Source organism: Chryseobacterium joostei, from assembly GCF_003815775.1.
In the GTDB taxonomy this organism is placed as follows: domain Bacteria; phylum Bacteroidota; class Bacteroidia; order Flavobacteriales; family Weeksellaceae; genus Chryseobacterium; species Chryseobacterium joostei.
Window position 1 is genome coordinate 438,045 of the sequence record NZ_CP033926.1, and the last position, 17,387, is coordinate 455,431.

A 17,387-nucleotide genomic window follows, 5' to 3' on the forward strand; every position below is an offset into this window, starting at 1 on the left:
GAATTATTAGGAACATATTTAATTTAGGTTTCATATCATTAGAATTGGGAATTTTAATGATATGCTTCTGTAATGTGTGGGTTTTTGGACTTACCAACGGACGTACCTATACTAAGATTTCTAAAATCCCCCCGAGAGAGATTGCTTTGGTGCTGGGAACTTCTCCAAAGATGAGATCCGGAGTTTCCAATCCTTATTTTACGAAAAGAATGGATGCAGCATCTCTTCTTTATCATCATGGGAAAATAAAAAAAATCATTGTAAGTGGCGAAAAAAGCAAAGGTTATAATGAACCTGCTGCCATGAAAAATTATTTGATCTACCAAGAAGGGGTTCCTGAAGATATTATTATTGAGGACCCGAAAGGATTCAATACCTATAAAAGTATTCTTCGTTGTAAGGATGTTTATAAAAAGAAAAATGTGATTATCGTTTCACAGGGATTCCATAACCTCCGAGCCTTATTTTTTGCAAGAAATAATGATATGAATGCATTGGGATTTGATGCGCAGGACGTCACAAAACCAGAAAGTTTCTACAGAAATCAGGCGAGAGAAATTCTCGCCCGTGTCATTGCTGTAGTTTATTTTATTCTTGGGGTTTCTCCGGATTAGAAAGGATATCCGAAGGCAAAGTTAACCGTAGGCTTGAAAGGCTGGAAGTTTTTAATTCTCCATCTGTCGCCTTCAGCTTTATTAGGATCATACATCTTATAAGCAAAGTCTAATCTGAATGTAATGTAGGCTACATTGATTCTTAAACCAAATCCACTACCAACACCAACCTGACCTAGGAATTTATTAAATTTAAATTCATCGCCGTAACCGTCATTATAATTACGAAGACTCCACGTATTCCCAATATCTGTAAATAATGCTCCCTCATACATTTTGTTGAAGGGGATTCTGTATTCAATATTGGTAGTAAGTTTTACGTTGTCCGTCATATAGGTACGTACTCTTTCATCTACCTGAGAATCTGCAGGACCTAATCCTCCAAATGCTACCCAAGCTCTGATGTCATTGGATCCTCCGTTAAAGTAAGACTTGATAATTGGCATGTCTTCAGAGTTTCCATACGGGATTCCAACTCCTACAAACTGACGAAGAACCAATGTCTGATTACCATTGAATTTAAAATATTTTCTGACGTCAATATCAAACTTTACAAATTGTGCATACGGAATTCCAAAGATGGTTCTTTGAGGAGATGTAACAAGTCCTCCACCATCATCTTTTTTATTGAATATGCTTAATAAATTACCCGCCAATTCAACTTTTCCGTTGAAATAAAATGCATTGGGATATTCTTTTTTTCCAATTTCATTATAAACGAAGTTATAGATCATGGAGGATATCAAAACATCCTGAGTCTGTCTGTCCTTATTCACCAAGGTCCCTCTGAATGCTGTTAAAAGATCAGTGCCTTTTTGGTCAAGTGAATTTCTGTAAGGTTCATTCTGTATTATTTTCTTAGAAACATCTTCAATACTCAATTTTCCATCTAAATAATCCTGATACTGTTGGTGGGTATCGGCATTAAAGGTAGAATAGTTCTCAAAAATATCAGCTCTGATTTTTTCATCATTGGGAAAGTAATCATAATAAGCATCCTTGTTCTTTGTTAAACTGATCTGCGTATTAAATAAAGTAAGTTTATGATATACCTGTTCATTAACATTTGCCTGATAATTTAATCCGGTATTAAAGTTAACTCTACCCAAGCCTATATTATTTTGAATGGAAGCTCCCAACAAAATGGAGGATGTAGGCGTATACCTTTTAGGCATAAATTTATAATAATTAAAAGGAAGTAACAACCTTGGGAAATTAAGGGATGCCTGAGCAGATATTTCGTAGGCTGTAGTTCTTTTATCAATGTCTTTTGTACTCCTGATAGATCCGAATGTTCCGGAAATACTGGTGAAAAGGTTTTCTGCCCCCCTGAATACGTTTCGGGTAGTAAGATCTACAGACGGTGATACCCCAAGATTTAATACCTGAGAGTAATTAACATCCGTACCCACTTTAAGTTCATACTTTGGAAGCGGTTTCAATACATATAAAACATCCACAATGCTGTCATTAGGAGAAGACATTCCACCTTGTCTTAAGGAGTCTCTTGCCTTTACAATGCTAAAATTGTTCATAGACATAAGATTCCTTTTGGTGACATCCAGTTTCTTTTGGTCAAAAACCTGTTTGCTGTCAGCAATAATTGCTCTCCATAAAGATGATGTTTTGTAATTATTGTTCATCTTATGGAATCTTATCCTTCTTAAGCTATCCTTAACCGTGTTTTTAGGATAATCACCGGGTTCATCTACAATGGCAACATCTATGTTTCCAAAAGTAGCAACCTTATAAGGGGTATCCAGAGAATCTTTATGAATTTCCAGGGTAAGAGGAACCTGCTTTTTACTTTTCAAAGAGTCTGCCACAAAATAAACCTCGTCATTGGATGCATTAAATTTATAATATCCAAATTCCCTCATCAGGTCAGTAATTCTTGTTACCTCTCTTTCAAGGGTTGTCTGATCAAGAATCTGGCCAGATCTTATGAAGCTTCTATTGAGGTTGTGGGTATAATATCCTTTAATTCCCAGATCCGGAATATTGTAATAATAATCCTTGATGCGGGTAGGTTCGTTATGCTTAACAAAATAATTTACTTCTGCTTTTTTAGATGCAGAATCCAGATCATGTCTGTATTTTACCTCGGCATCCCAAAATCCTCGGTACGTTAATCTTTTTTTGATGGACTCTGCACTTTTTTCACTTCTGGTTTGATCCAGTATGGAAGGAGGGGATCCCCAACTATGTAACAGACGGTCAAAGAAAAGGTTTTTTCCGACACTATTTTTCATGTTATACTTAATGAATAATGAATCCCTTAGTTTTTGATTTCTCATTTCACCAGGGTAGGTCATGTATTCATTAAGGATTGTGTCGTATTTGGGATTGGCCATATTGTAAAACATTAGGCCAAGTGGCATAAAAAGAACTTGCTTTTTATTGGGCTTTTGCTGAACGTAATCTTTCAGTTCCTCATCGAAGAATTCTTTCTTATCTTCGAACTCAAACTTGTTCTTAGTAAGGAGATATTCACCGTCCGGAACTTTTTTTGTCGTACTACAAGCATAAAGGAGACCAACAAATGTTGCAAATGAGATAATTTTATAATATTTTTGAGGAGAATTCTTATAATGCTTACAGCTCATACAATAAAAGTTTTACAATCTTTAGATAAAAAGAAGTTCAGACAAAAATACAATTTGTTTTTGGTTGAAGGTAATAAAATCATTTGTGAACTTTTTAATTCTAACTTTAAAGTTAAAGAAATATTATCAACCGATCCACAAAAATTGGACCGTACCGATATCCCTGTGACTCATATCTCTGAAAATGAGTTAAAAAAAATTAGTTTTCTTAAAACCCCAAAAGACTCTGTTGCCGTGTGTTATTTGGCAGAGGAAGAAACTTGGGAGGATAAGAATATACAACTTGTTTTGGATGGTATCCAAGATCCGGGGAATTTAGGAACCATTATCCGATTGGCAGACTGGTTTGGAATAGAACAGATTATTTGCAGTGAAGATACTGTGGATTTTTATAATCCAAAGGTGATTCAGGCTACCATGGGATCATTCACAAGGGTAAATATGGTTTATACAGACCTTGTGGAGTATCTTTCTAAAACGGAAAATGTGAATATCGGAACGGATATGGATGGCGAAAACCTCTATACTTTTGATAAGCCTGAAAAAATTAATCTGATCTTAGGAAACGAAGGAAACGGAATGAGGCCCGAAACGGAAAAGCTTTTACAAAAATGCATCACTATTCCAAGGTTTGGAAAAGCCCAGTCTACAGAAAGCCTGAATGTATCAATGGCGGCCGGGATTATTTTAGGACAGTTATTTTCAAAATAGAAATTTAGATATTAGAAGCTAGAAGTCAGATGCTATCAATAGATTCATCCTAACCTCTAGCTTCTAACTTCTATATAAGCTGTTCCATACTGGAAACGCTTTTGTTTTTCTGGTATTCTTCCAGTTTTTTTCTCACAAATTTCAAGGCAATAGGAGCCAGGTATATCAAAGCTACGCCTACAAGTTTGTTCTTCCAGTTAGAGCTTTTCATGTTCTTTTTGGCATAGTTACCTACAATTGCTGTAACGCCCAGCTTAACGAGGCTATCTGCAATATTCCCCTTGAATGCAGTATTGGCAAGTCCTACAGCTGTATTTTTACTAATTAATAGATCCTTTACTTCTGAGGTAAGTTGCTTAGCAATGACATCCTTTCTTAAAACGACTTTTTCGTCACCATCTTCATCCACTTTTTCCTGAAGATACTGATCACTCAATCCATTGGTAAATGCACTAAGGCTTTCCTTTGTATTCTTAAAGGTAAGAAGGTTCTCCAAATCATTTATTTCCCCCTGAAGCAGTTTTTTCTTTCTTCTTAGCTCTTCTATGCTTTCGTATTTTCTGCTCATGGTTTAATGATTTAAAAATTTAATAACCTGGTCTGCAACAGTATTGACAATTTTATTTTTGAATGAAATAACAAAGGCCATTACAACAGCGTAAAATGCTGCAACAATTAGGAACCCGTAAGAATAATTATCCAATGCTTTCCCGATAAGAAATGCAATTCCAAAGTTGAAAAGGATAATAAAAAAAGCAAAAGCAACAAGCAGTACTACAAAGTAGGTAATGAGCCCGGCAGAAAGAGAAGACTTTTCAGTAGCTTCAATTTTCAGAAGATCTATTCTCTTCGAGGCGTATTCTTTAATAGTTTCTATCATTGTTTTTTTTTAAAGTTACAAAAAAAGGAACTTTCGCACAAAAGTTCCTTTCTGTAATTTACTTAAAAAAGATAAATTACTTATTTTTTAAGATCGTTTAATTCTGCCTCTACATCTTTTACTACATCTGCAGTTTTAGAAACAATCTGATCTTTGTATTTATCATACCCGTCTTTCATGGTATGTGCTACGTTGCTTGCTGTTTCCTTGAAAGTAGAAGAGATATTACCATATTGGTCTTTCACTTTTTCAGAAACTTCTCCGTATTTATCTTTAGCCTGATCTTTTAAATCATTAGCCTTATTCTTAATTTTTTTTCTCGTTTCTTTTCCTTCTTCAGGAGCATATAACATTCCTAAGATTACACCTGCTGCAGCACCTGCAAGAAGTCCCGCTAATATACCTGCTGTATTTTTTCCGTTTTTAGACATTATAAGTTTTTTAATAGTTAATAATAGATTAGTTTTTACACTGATAAAACTTGCAATTTGTATACCAAAGGAGGTTTTATTCTTATTAAAAATTGTTAAATCTTTTCAATGTAAGAAAGAATAAGTTCAATGGTTTCCTCCTTTGTTAATTCGGAATTGTCAATAATAATAGCGTCGTCAGCCTGCTTCAGTGGGGCAATTTCACGCTCACTGTCAATTTTATCTCTTTCGATAAGATTTTGCTTTACCTGTTCTTTATCAGCTTCAATTCCAAGTCCTTTTAACTCAAGAAATCTTCTGTTGGTTCTTTCATCAATGCTGGCAGTAAGAAAAAACTTATAGTCCGCATTTGGCAGAACTACTGTCCCTATGTCACGTCCATCCATAATTACTCCTCCTTTTTCTGCCAAAGATCGCTGGGATTGCAGCAAAAAGTCTCTTACTTCCTTTTGCTTGGCAACAAGGCTTACGTTATCAGAAACTTCATTGGAGCGAATTTCCTTGGAGATATCCTTATTATTAAGATAGAGGATTAATGTTCCGTCGTTATTCTTAAATTCAAGTTGAATTTGGTCTAAAGAAGAGAAAAGGGTGTTCAGATCAATTTGGCCATTATCATTCAAACAGTGCTGTAGAGCAAACCAGGTAACCCCTCTGTAAAGCGCTCCTGTATCCATATGAATAAGTCCCAGCTTATCAGCAATGATCTTGGAGATAGAACTTTTTCCGGTAGACGAGTACCCATCGATAGCTATTACAGGTTTTTTCATACTGCAAATTTCAAGATTTTTTTTAGAAAATCAAGAAATAATAAGAAATTTTAAGATGGATTTAAGATTTTTCTTACTCACCTCTGTGACTGGAAAGATCCATAGAGACTCCTATCTGATTGACATTCGAAGAGTTGTGATATCTTACGTGTGCATAATCTATACGGAACCTTGAAACCTTAATTCCAAATCCTGCAGAAAGTCCTGAAAAGTTTCTTTGATCTGCCACGGCAAGCTCATTTCCTCTTTTTACATTGTAACCCAATCTGATATTAAAGTTTTTTTCCGGGAATAATTCAGCTCCTAAAGAGAAGTGATCGGCAATTTTTCTTCCGGAGTTAACTTTTTGGCCCTCTACATTATATTCTGAGGAAATATCAAATTTCTGAAGATCGTGTGCGGTAATAGTAATGGCAAGAGGGAAATTCTTTAGTATTTTGGTATATCCCAGATCAATTCTGAATGGAAGATTTTCACGTACTCCGTTGAATGATTTCAATTGGAATCCGAAATTTCTTAATACAAGGGAAAGAACTTCCTTATTTTTTTTGTTGTGATAGGTAACTCCCGCAGTTCCTGAAATAGCGGAAGAGGTATAATTATCAATTTTTGAGGTAACGAAGTTTAATCCCCCACCAATGGTCCAGTCTTCTTCAAACTGGTAGGCATAGCCGGCTCCAATGGCAACATCCGAAGCCTTGTATTCTCCATCCTGAAAACCGCTTTCATCTGTCCTCGGAATATTTCCATAGCTCATATAACGGGCATTGATGGTGGCCATGTGGCCATTCTCAAAGTCCTTGGCATAGGCAATGGTTCCGTATTTAGAATCGGCCAGATAGGCTGTAGCATTTACAGAAAGCTGCTTGTCAGAATCTTTATTTAACAGGGCTGGGTTTGCAATAGCAAAGGAAACATCATAATCTCTTATCGAAATTGCATCTCCACCCAGAGCAGCCTGTCTTGCAGATACAGGTACATTTAAGAACGGATAAACATTTGTTCCTGTTTGCGCATAAGAAACAATTCCTGATAGAAATAATGAAAAAATGATAATTTTCTTCAACTCAATTTATAATTAATGCAAAAATAATCCTTTTTCGTACTTTTCAAAATATTTCTTACATTATTTCTAATTAAATATTTTTCTCTTATCAATATTTTTAATGATTATATTTGCAAAATCAAATTTTTGGGAAACCAAGCCTAATAAAAGCTTATTAAAAATAAAAGATGAAATATAAAAGAATCCTTCTAAAACTGAGTGGTGAGGCCTTAATGGGGAACAGACAATACGGTATCGACAACGAGAGACTGCAGGAATATGCTGCAGAGATCAAGAAAGTGGTTGAAAAAGGTTGTGAAGTAGCGATCGTCATTGGAGGAGGAAATATTTTCCGTGGTGTTGCAGGCGCTGCAAAAGGGATGGATAGAGTACAGGGTGACTACATGGGAATGCTGGCTACTGTAATTAATGGTATGGCACTTCAGGGTGCTTTGGAGGATGCAGGGATCAAGACGAGACTTCAGTCTGCTATTGAAATGGATAAGGTAGCTGAACCTTTCATCAAAAGAAGAGCTGTAAGACACCTTGAAAAAGGAAGAGTAGTAATCTTCGGTGCAGGAACAGGAAATCCTTATTTTACAACTGATACAGCGGCTACATTAAGAGCCATCGAAATTGGAGCAGATGTGATCCTTAAAGGAACAAGAGTAGACGGAATCTACGACAGTGATCCTGAAAAGAACGCTGATGCAGTAAAATACAATTCATTATCATTTGATGAAGTATTCGAGAAGAATCTTAAGGTTATGGATATGACTGCATTTACTTTAAGTCACGAAAATAAATTGCCTATCATTGTATTTGATATGAACAAGGATGGGAATTTAGAAAAGATTGTAGACGGAGAGAATGTAGGTACTTTGGTTGATTTATAATCAACTTTAGTTGAAAAAATATAATAAACACCTGCCGCAATTATTGTGGCAGGTGTTTTTATTTTACTTTTTAATCATTATTTATCTGCCTCAACATTTGCGTGGCACTTTCTATTTCCGCCAAAATGTAATGGGAAGAAATAAGGGCAATGATCTGATTTATTGTTTTCATTATAATTTCAAGTTGAGGGACTTTAATTACTTTTGGTACAAGTTTCGCTGGAGGATGTTGTGGTAATGGCTGGGGTAAAATAAGTGATTAAAAATGATTGGTGAATAAGTAGAAATAAACAAAATAGGATATAAGTAATTGTACTGAATCTTTTCACTTTAAGATAAATAGGGGTGTTAAAAACAGTATTCTTTTTTCCGAAGCATACATAAGTCCATAAAATCCATCTATGGAAATACCTATTATTCGAAAACAATTATTATTTTTGCAGCACTAAATAGCAAAAAATAGTTTATAAACAGTAAAAAACACTTTTGTTTACGGAGATTTTTAAGTTTTAACTAGTTGGTATTCAGGATTATTAATACATGTGTAATTTATCAAACTTTAATATAATAATGGAAGAATTAGATCTTATATTAGAATCTGTAAAACAGGATATGGACGCGGCTGTAAAGCACTTGGATCATGCATTTCAAAGAATCAGAGCAGGACGTGCTTCTACATCAATGGTTCAGGATGTAATGGTGGAATATTACGGAGCATTAACTCCTATCAACCAGGTTGCCAATGTTTCTGTTCCGGATGCAATGACAATCTCTATTCAACCTTGGGACAGAACAGCGATTAACGCTATTGAAAAAGCTATCATCAATTCAAACTTAGGTTTTGCACCTTCTAATAACGGAGAGAATATTATTCTTAATGTTCCGCCTTTAACAGAGGAAAGAAGAAGAGAGCTTGCAAAACAGGCTAAGGTAGAAGCTGAAAATACTAAAGTTACAGTAAGAAACGCAAGACAAGACGGTTTGAAAGAGCTTAAAAAGTTAGATGGAGTTTCTGAAGATGTTATCAAAGGAGTGGAAGAAGAAATCCAAACTTATACAGACAAATATGTAAAACTTTGCGACGAGCATCTTAAAACAAAAGAGGCTGAAATTATGAAAGTATAATTTTCAGTATTTTTTAAAATATAGAACAGGCTTCCAATTTGGAGGCCTATTTTTTTGGATTTTATCGGTTTACATCTATTTTTTGATGTTTTTTTTGTTGAGTTATTTTAGATTTTTATCGAAATAAAGGACTTGCATAATAATATATTAATAAGTATCTGCGTTAATTCATTATATTTATAAAATTATTCCTGAAACATTACTAAAACGGGAAGTTAAACATTAAAATAATGACTAAAATTATTGGGGTAGGAAACTACATTCCATCAAAGACTATAACCAATCTCTTTTTTGATCAGCATGTTTTTCTGAATGAGAATGGTATTTTATTAAAAGAAGATAATGCATCCATTACAGAGAAATTAAAAAAAATCACAGGGATTGAAGAGAGAAGATACGCTGATAATACACAGGTAACTTCAGATTTAGGTGTTATTGCTGCCGAGGCTGCGATAAAAAATGCAGGCATAGATCCTGAAACATTGGACTACATTATATTTGCCCATAATTTCGGAGATGTCCGCTTCGGAACCATTCAGTCTGATATGGTTCCCAGTCTTGCTGCAAGAGTGAAACATACATTAGGAATCAAAAATAACTTTTGTGTGGCTTATGATGTTTTGTTCGGATGCCCGGGATGGATTGAGGGAGTTATACAAGCCAATGCATTCATCAAAGCAGGTATTGCAAAACGTTGCCTGGTCATTGGAGGAGAAACGCTTTCCCGTGTTGTAGATATCCATGATAGAGATAGTATGATTTATGCAGACGGTGCAGGAGCTGTTGTTCTGGAAGTTGGGAATGATGATGGAGTGGGGATAAAGTCTCATTTATCTGCTTCTTATACATTCAAGGAAAAGGATTATCTGTATTTTGGGAAAACTTATAATACTGATGGATGTCCGGATACGAAGTTCATTAAAATGGATGGAAGAAAGATCTATGAGTTTGCTCTTCTCAACGTTCCTGATGCCATGAAGAAATGCTTGGATAATAGCGGATATTCCATTAATCAATTAAGTAAAATTATTATTCATCAGGCCAACGAAAAAATGGATGAAGCAATTGTTAACAGGTTTTATCAATTGTATGATACTCCGGTTCCTGAGAATATTATGCCTATGGTGATCAGTAAGTTGGGGAATAGTAGCGTGGCGACCATTCCGTCTTTACTTACGATGATTTTAAACGGTGAATTAGAAAAGCATAGTATTCAAAAAGGTGATGTGGTTTTATTTGCCTCTGTAGGCGCAGGAATGAATATCAATGCTTTTGTTTATCAATTTTAAATTGTAGAGCTAAACAAAATTCTGCAATTCATATAAAATAAAAAGAGAGACTTTACATCTAAAGCCTCTCTTTATTTATTTACAGTTTTCGTTGTAGTCGGTAATAACTTCTTCTACAATTTCAGGAACATTAGACATTACATCGTCAATCTGGCTTTTAATAAGCTTTCCAAGACCTGATCTTTTCTTTTCATCATTCTTCATGGAGGCGTATGTGCCGCTGGTCAGTTTTCCTTTTACATAGCTACAGTCTGCTGTAATGATTTTAGCTTTTGCAAAGGTAAGCTCTTCTATTTTACCTCCTTTCTTACTATAGATATAAGATGGATTCTGTCTCATCCTTTTAGTTTCTTCATCGGCAGCGGCTATTTGGCTGGTTCCTGCGGAGAAAGTGGTTGGATATCCATAAAGCTTATATACCTTGATCTTTCCTTCTTTTACAATTTCAGCAAATTGTGTATTTTTTGTAAGGTTATTGAATGCCTTGATATTACCACTCAAACCACCCGTAGCTGTATTGAAGCCCTCCTTGGTATTCGTGTACTTAATGGTTTCGAAATGCCTTTCGTTATTGTTGTTATCAATGGCTACATACTCCTTAATATCATCTGTATCAAGATTCTTGAACTTTTGTTTCTTTTTAGACTTATCAATGTCTGCAACAGCAACAAATTTAACTTTCTTTTGATTGTTCCAAGGATATAAGTCGTCTCCGTTCATTCTTACAATTCCTTCCACTTTTTTACCGCTTTTATCAATGATGTAGCCGTATTTTTCGTCTCCTCTTAATTCATAGTCCGTATTGCTGTCTTCCTGTGCATATACATTAAAGCAAACCAATGTAAACAGGCCTAGTGCCAGTACTTTTTTCATGTAGTTATAGTTTTAATTTTTGTAAATATAATCTTTTATGTTTTGAGAAAGAATAACTGATTTAAATTTGCTTAAAAATGTAGGGAGGTTTGAGTAGATTGTTTTTAGAAATAAAAAAGACCCGGAAAAATCCAGGTCTGTATCTTTTAATTATAGAAAATTATTGATATCTCTTATGTTCTTTACTTTTCGAGAATCTCTTTGTAATTGGCTTAAATAATGCCTTGTATTTTTCTGCATCAAATAATTGTGAATCTGTAAGGGCTTTGTAAGTCATCCAGATTCCAAACGGAAGAAGGATAAAATTAGGAAGCCATGCTGCCAGATATGGATTCATTTTTCCACTCCATGACATGTTTTCCACCCCAACATTCATTACATAAAAGATAATGAAAATAACAATGGCAATAATTACCGGTAGCCCCATACCTCCTTTTCTAATGATGGAACCTAAGCTCGATCCAATCAGGAAAAATATAATACAAGTTACAGAATAAGATACCATTCTTTGTTGGTAGATAACTACCTTACTAAAGTATTTCACATTAGAACTGAATTCATTCTTTTTAGATTCCAATGTAGATTTAAGGTTGTCTAGCCTGTTATAGGAATTATAAAGGATATCCAGTTTTTTGTCTCCTTTTACGGTATCTAACTTTATTTGAGCCTTTGGAGCTACTTTATGTTTGTTACCCTTATCCATATAAGTAATCGTAGAATTGGTTTGACTTAGAACATCGTTTCCAATGTTTTTAAAGAATAACTCATTCTCCTTTTTGCTTTTTCCTATGGTCTGGTTCAGCTGATTGTAGGTTTCGAAACGGTAATCATCAGTAATCTGTTCCTTTTCAATAGCCTTGTTGATGATCTCACTGATATCGAAATGGGAAACCAATGTGTCAAATTTAATGGCCTGATCAGGTTGCTTTCTCCTTACATTATCTCCCTTTCCTTCAAAGCTGTCTTCAAATACATATCCGTTATGGAGAACAAGCTTTAAAAAGTTCTTATTGGCAGCCGGAACAAATTTTCCTTTTTCTGCAACAACAGACTGTTGATTCTCGTAGGTATTAGCCTTTTTATGAACAAATACCCCTTCAATATTTTCTCCGTTTTCCCCGTATATTTTATCAAACTTTACCATGTATCCTGGAATTTGATCAATAAACTGACCCGGAGTGAAATTGATTGCAGGTTTGGTTTGGGCAATGTTGAACAACATATTCTTGGCCTTTTTCTGGAAATCCGGAATAATGCTGTTTGAAAAGAAAAACAACATGATGGCAAGTAACGTGGCTATTCCAAATAAAGGAGTCATTACTCTGGTCAACGGAATACCGGCAGCCTTCATGGCGGCAAGCTCATAACGCTCTCCAAATTCCCCGAATGACATGATACTTGCCAAAAGAATAGTCAGCGGAAGAACCATACTGATAACGTTTACCCCAAGGTAAAAAAGAAGTTTCAGGATTTGCCAGTAGCTTAATCCTTTCCCCATAAACTGCCCTAACTGAACCCAGATAATGTTTACAATAAAAATGAAAAACAATACGCTGAATATAAAGAAAAACGGTCCAAAGAAGGTTTTTATGATATATCTGTCTAGTATTTTTAACATGCGCCAAAATTAATCAAAAAGCCGCAAACTTGCGGCTTTTATATTTTGTTATTTTTTACTTAAAAAGCAGATTTGCTAATTAATTTGCTTCTAAGTTTTTTAAAGTTCTGTAATAACGTAGTTTTTAAACTTATTCTTGTCAAAAACAAACATATTAGGATCCAAAGTTTGGTTTTCCTTGTATTCTTTAATGGCAATTACTGCAACATCCTTGTTGTTTCCGTGTTGTTCTAATTTTACCATTTGTTTTTTCGCTGAGTCTACAAAAATATAAACATATTGTATTCCGTTTGCCTTTACAGGAGTAAGTTTAATAAAGTCAGCATTTACACCGTTTACTGTTTTCTTACCATTATAGGTTACATTGTAATCGTTTCTATACGTGGTAAGGTAGTTGATAGGGGAGAACATGGTGCTGCTTCCGTTAGGTTTTGCAATTGTTACCTCCATATCATCAGCATTGATGTTGTAGATCTTGCTTCCGTCGAAGATCTGCTCTGTATCCATGATCTTAAGCTTGTATTTGTCTCCTGCAGCATAATAAATACCGGGTTCAGTTTTTGTCACTTGTCCGTTTAGACCGCTTCCAAAAGAAAATTTGAAGTAAGAATTCTTTTTAGAATTATAGTTGGCTGTAATATCATCCAATATCTTTTTAGCTTTTGCATCTATTTTCTGAGCATTAGCCATACCTACTGCACCTACAACAAAACTTCCCAATATAACTTTTGAAATAATATTTTTCATTTTCTTAATTTAATAATCGTTAGATTTTTTTTAACTCTTAAGGTTAAAACTATTCGTTTTTTTCCTTTAACTAGGCAGATCTTCCAAAAACTGTTCCAAAAACCCCTTACTACGCTGGATACATTATTATAGATGGTTTTTACAAATTATCTTGTCTCCGGTCTTTCAATATATTGATCAAAGTTTTCAGGAAGAATATTGGTGACAGTTAATTTATTAGAAGTGATGGTTGGTTCAATTTTAATTACTTTAGTATTATCATTAATCTCAACCGGATGTTTACTTCTCATATTCACCATATCTATATGAAGAGCTGTGAACTCATGCTTTCCTTTTTCCAAATCAACAATAACATATTCTTTTGGTCTGATTTGTCCTAATGATTTACCATCCAATCCAATGTTTAATCTTGCAGTATTGTCCATTTTATGGAGAACTCCGGCACCATTATAAATAAGTATTTTGCCATTTCCCAGGGTATTATTATCAATGACATCCAGTTTTACAGAAGTGTAGTCACTGGGAACAGTTCTTAATGCACATGAAGATAATGTGAGTGTACATGCAAAAAGACCCAATTTAATAGTTTGTTTTACTGAAATTTTCATGGTAATAGTTTAGTTTGAGTGTTTTTTATTTCCCGGGTTCTTTTATGTAAGAATACCCGGGATTAATTTGTGGATTGACAATTTTTATAGTTCATTAGCTTCTTAAGTCTTCAAGGAACTGTTCCAAAGAATGAAGATCACTGATGATAACTTCTCTAGCTTTAGCTCCATTAAATCCGCCTACGATACCGCTTGCTTCCAGCTGATCCATGATTCTTCCTGCTCTGTTGTATCCTAACTTAAGCTGTCTCTGAAGCATTGAAGTGGAACCTTGTTGGGTAGAAACAATAATTCTTGCAGCCTCTTCAAATAAGGCATCCTTTTCATTTGGATCGAATGCTCCTACAGTACTTGTAGAATCTTCAGAAACGTATTCAGGAAGAAGGAATGCAGACGCATATCCTTTTTGTTCACCAATGAATTCTGCAAGTCTTTCAACTTCCGGAGTGTCTACGAAGGCACACTGAAGTCTAAGGATTTCATTACCGTTGAAATAAAGCATATCTCCTTTACCAATCAGCTGATCTGCTCCCGGAGAGTCAAGGATTGTTCTTGAATCCACACTGGAGATTACTCTGAAGGCAGCTCTTGCTGGGAAGTTGGCTTTAATCATACCTGTGATTACATTTACAGACGGTCTTTGGGTAGCAACAATTAAGTGAATTCCTACTGCTCTTGCAAGCTGTGCTAATCTGGCAATAGGTAATTCAACCTCTTTACCTGCTGTCATGATCAAATCTGCGAACTCATCTACTACCAAAACTATATAAGGTAAGAAACGGTGTCCATTTTCAGGATTTAGCTTTCTTTCGGTAAACTTTTTATTGTATTCCTTTAAGTTTTTACAGAAAGCATTTTTAAGAAGATCATATCTAGTGTCCATTTCAATACATAAAGAATTCAGGGTATTGATTACTTTATTGGTATCTGTAATGATGGCTTCTTCTGCATCCGGTAACTTCGCTAAATAGTGTCTTTCTATTTTTGAATATAAAGAAAGCTCCACTTTTTTAGGATCTACCATTACGAATTTCAGTTCGCTTGGATGTTTCTTGTAGAGTAGGGAAGTAAGGATGGCGTTAATCCCTACAGATTTACCTTGTCCTGTTGCCCCTGCCATCAATAAGTGAGGCATTTTTGAAAGGTCGGCCATGAAGATTTCGTTGGAAATTGTTTTTCCGAAAACTACAGGAAGATCCATATCCGTATTTTGGAACTTTTGAGAAGCAATCACAGAACGCATGGAAACCATGGTAGGATTTTTTCTTGGTACCTCAATCCCGATTGTTCCTTTTCCTGGCATTGGGGCAATAATTCTGATCCCTAAAGCAGAAAGATTCAATGCGATGTCATCCTGAAGCTTTTTAATAGCAGATACTCTGATCCCTGCTTCCGGTACAATTTCATATAGCGTAACTGTCGGCCCAATCGTTGCCTTAATCTCTGAAATTCCTACGTTGAAGTTCTTTAAAAGTCCAACGATTTTATTTTTATTTTCTTCTAATTCTTCCTGATTGATGGAAATTTCTTCACTACCATAGTCTTTCAAGAGATCAACCGGCGGCATGTGGAAATTAGCCAAATCCAATTTGTGGTCATACAAACCATGTTTTTCTACCAACTCCTGAGATTTTCTGTCAGAATCATCTAGGACATCAACTACCTGTGCAACTTCCACATTGAACTTGATGTTTTCCTGTGCAGGGGTTGCAGGAGAAACCGGAATAACCGGAGCAACTGGAGCTGGTGTAGAAGGTCTGATATCAAATGCTTCCTCCGGAGTGGAAACAGGAACAACAGGTTTAGTTGAAAGATTCAGACTTACAGGCTGAGATACTTCTTTCGGTTCATTATCAAAGGAAGTATGATTAGGTGTGGTAATGGTTTCTATATTTGTAGAAACGGGAACTTCAGAAAATCCTTTTGAGGTATTTATAGGCTCCTGCTGTTTAGCTTTATTGATAGAATTACTGGAAACAGGATTTGGAATGTCACTTACCGTAACATTGGACGCTGTCGTTTCCTCATTTTCAACTTCGCCTGTTTCTTCTTTTAATTCTTCATCTGCTTCAAAATCTTCATCAGAATCTGGCATCATAGATTTTACTCTTCCAATCGTATTTTCATTGATCTTATTCAGTTTTGCCTTAACGGAGCTTGGGCGAAGATTAAACTCAAGGATGAAGTATAAAAGAATGCTTGCTGCTAATACCGTCCATAAACCTACTGTACCGATAATTGAATTAAGATAGTCCATGATCTGAAATCCATAGACACCCCCTAAAACCCCTTGTCCCTTAGTAAGCGCTCCCATAAAAATAGGAAGCCAGCAAATAAAAAATAAAGAATGACCAATAGTCTTCCAAGGTTTGAATGTTTTCTTTTTAAGGATCAGGGTTCCGACAACCAGAAACAGGAATGCAATAATAAATGAAGCAATCCCAATACTTTCAAATATGAAAATATTCCCCAGCCAGTCTCCTGCCTTACCAAATATATTTGAAGATTTTATACTCTTGTCAAGCATGGTTCCTGCCTGGCTTTGGTCTGCTTTCCAGTTCATTAAATAAGAGATGAATGACAAAGTGAGAACAGCGGAAAATAGTATAAAGGTAAGCCCGAAGAAAATGCGTGGCTTAGATAAAATTCTGCCTTTTTCGGGCGATTCAGTCGGTTTTTTTTGTGTCTTTTTATCCATAATATCAATGTGGCAAATTTAACGTTTTTTCAATACCAAAAAGAATCTTTTTTTCTCCAAAAAACATTTTGTAATGCCCGCTTTTTACTACGATTATTTAAAATTGATTAAAAAATATTTTCTATTATAATATTGGCTGAAATAAAAATAAGGTTATTTTTTTTGTTTATCCAAATACAGACCTGTTAAATTATATTAATTGACTTTATTTTTACTGGATAATTCTTCAAAGAACAGGCTTCATATTGATATAAAGCGACGAAAATGAAAAAAAATCAATAATTAAAAAATAAAAGTTAATATTATAAAATAGAGGCCTGTTTTTTTTGTTGGCAATTTAAAAGGTGTTTAATTTAAAATATGTATAATATTTTCAACTAGATGACCACTTTTTAATACCAATGGGGAAATTCCCGGACAAAACAGGTTTATCACGGGATCAGATACAACAAATACTCCGTGAGTATTGGTGCTGG

The 17,387-nt window shown here is 35.0% G+C and carries 16 protein-coding genes; 5 read left to right on the top strand and 11 right to left on the bottom strand.

The window, feature by feature from the left end; genetic code table 11:
• Nucleotides 1-56: 56 nt before the first annotated feature.
• Nucleotides 57-614, top strand: coding sequence for a SanA/YdcF family protein (locus EG359_RS02060; RefSeq protein WP_123946100.1), 558 nt, complete (start codon nucleotides 57-59; stop codon nucleotides 612-614).
• Here the strand turns inward: EG359_RS02060 and tamL are convergent.
• Nucleotides 611-3,220: a translocation and assembly module lipoprotein TamL gene (gene tamL, locus EG359_RS02065; RefSeq protein ID WP_076355486.1), complete on the bottom strand. Its 2,610-nt coding sequence runs from the start codon at nucleotides 3,218-3,220 to the stop codon at nucleotides 611-613. The genes EG359_RS02060 and tamL overlap by 4 nt on opposite strands.
• Here tamL and EG359_RS02070 point away from each other — a divergent pair.
• Nucleotides 3,206-3,931 (top strand): TrmH family RNA methyltransferase, encoded by a 726-nt coding sequence (locus EG359_RS02070; protein WP_076355484.1) that lies wholly within the window; start codon nucleotides 3,206-3,208, stop codon nucleotides 3,929-3,931. The two genes, tamL and EG359_RS02070, sit on opposite strands and share 15 nt — an antisense overlap.
• 70 nt (nucleotides 3,932-4,001) lie before the next feature.
• Here EG359_RS02070 and EG359_RS02075 read toward each other — a convergent pair whose 3' ends face one another.
• From EG359_RS02075 to porQ, 5 genes are all read right to left on the bottom strand, one after another.
• Nucleotides 4,002-4,499: a phosphoribosyl-ATP pyrophosphatase gene (locus EG359_RS02075; protein ID WP_076355482.1), complete on the bottom strand. Its 498-nt coding sequence runs from the start codon at nucleotides 4,497-4,499 to the stop codon at nucleotides 4,002-4,004.
• Nucleotides 4,500-4,502: 3 nt separating this feature from the next.
• Nucleotides 4,503-4,811: a phage holin family protein gene (locus EG359_RS02080; protein ID WP_076355480.1), complete on the bottom strand. Its 309-nt coding sequence runs from the start codon at nucleotides 4,809-4,811 to the stop codon at nucleotides 4,503-4,505.
• A gap of 80 nt (nucleotides 4,812-4,891) precedes the next feature.
• A complete protein-coding gene (locus EG359_RS02085) occupies nucleotides 4,892-5,242 on the bottom strand; it encodes a YtxH domain-containing protein (RefSeq protein ID WP_076355478.1) in 351 nt (116 codons plus the stop codon).
• A gap of 95 nt (nucleotides 5,243-5,337) precedes the next feature.
• Nucleotides 5,338-6,012 (bottom strand): (d)CMP kinase, encoded by a 675-nt coding sequence (gene cmk / locus EG359_RS02090; RefSeq protein WP_076355476.1) that lies wholly within the window; start codon nucleotides 6,010-6,012, stop codon nucleotides 5,338-5,340.
• A gap of 73 nt (nucleotides 6,013-6,085) precedes the next feature.
• On the bottom strand, nucleotides 6,086-7,078 hold the full coding sequence (porQ, locus tag EG359_RS02095) for a type IX secretion system protein PorQ (protein WP_076355474.1): 993 nt from the start codon (nucleotides 7,076-7,078) through the stop codon (nucleotides 6,086-6,088).
• A gap of 167 nt (nucleotides 7,079-7,245) precedes the next feature.
• On the opposite strand from porQ, the gene pyrH reads away from it, so the two are divergent.
• The 3 genes from pyrH (at nucleotide 7,246) to EG359_RS02110 (ending at nucleotide 10,367) form a co-directional block, all read left to right on the top strand.
• Entirely contained in the window at nucleotides 7,246-7,953 is a 708-nt protein-coding gene (gene pyrH, locus EG359_RS02100) for a UMP kinase (protein WP_076355472.1), read from the top strand.
• A 570-nt stretch (nucleotides 7,954-8,523) separates the two neighbouring features.
• The gene (gene frr / locus EG359_RS02105; RefSeq protein ID WP_076355470.1) at nucleotides 8,524-9,078 is read left to right on the top strand and encodes a ribosome recycling factor; all 555 of its coding nucleotides are present in this window, start codon (nucleotides 8,524-8,526) and stop codon (nucleotides 9,076-9,078) included.
• Between the two features lie 227 nt (nucleotides 9,079-9,305).
• Nucleotides 9,306-10,367: a 3-oxoacyl-ACP synthase III family protein gene (locus EG359_RS02110; RefSeq protein WP_123867247.1), complete on the top strand. Its 1,062-nt coding sequence runs from the start codon at nucleotides 9,306-9,308 to the stop codon at nucleotides 10,365-10,367.
• Nucleotides 10,368-10,442: 75 nt separating this feature from the next.
• On the opposite strand, the gene EG359_RS02115 is transcribed toward EG359_RS02110, so the two are convergent.
• The 5 genes from EG359_RS02115 to EG359_RS02135 form a co-directional block, all read right to left on the bottom strand.
• On the bottom strand, nucleotides 10,443-11,240 hold the full coding sequence (locus EG359_RS02115; RefSeq protein ID WP_076355466.1) for a hypothetical protein: 798 nt from the start codon (nucleotides 11,238-11,240) through the stop codon (nucleotides 10,443-10,445).
• Between the two features lie 160 nt (nucleotides 11,241-11,400).
• Entirely contained in the window at nucleotides 11,401-12,858 is a 1,458-nt protein-coding gene (locus tag EG359_RS02120) for an LptF/LptG family permease (RefSeq protein WP_076355464.1), read from the bottom strand.
• A gap of 99 nt (nucleotides 12,859-12,957) precedes the next feature.
• Nucleotides 12,958-13,605, bottom strand: a complete 648-nt coding sequence (locus EG359_RS02125) for a LolA family protein (RefSeq protein WP_076355462.1) — start codon at nucleotides 13,603-13,605, stop codon at nucleotides 12,958-12,960.
• Nucleotides 13,606-13,751: 146 nt separating this feature from the next.
• Nucleotides 13,752-14,213 (bottom strand): hypothetical protein, encoded by a 462-nt coding sequence (locus tag EG359_RS02130; protein WP_076355460.1) that lies wholly within the window; start codon nucleotides 14,211-14,213, stop codon nucleotides 13,752-13,754.
• Between the two features lie 94 nt (nucleotides 14,214-14,307).
• Nucleotides 14,308-16,911 carry an FtsK/SpoIIIE family DNA translocase gene (locus EG359_RS02135; RefSeq protein ID WP_076355458.1) on the bottom strand — a complete coding sequence of 868 codons (2,604 nt, stop codon included), beginning with the start codon at nucleotides 16,909-16,911 and terminating at the stop codon, nucleotides 14,308-14,310.
• Nucleotides 16,912-17,387: the final 476 nt, after the last annotated feature.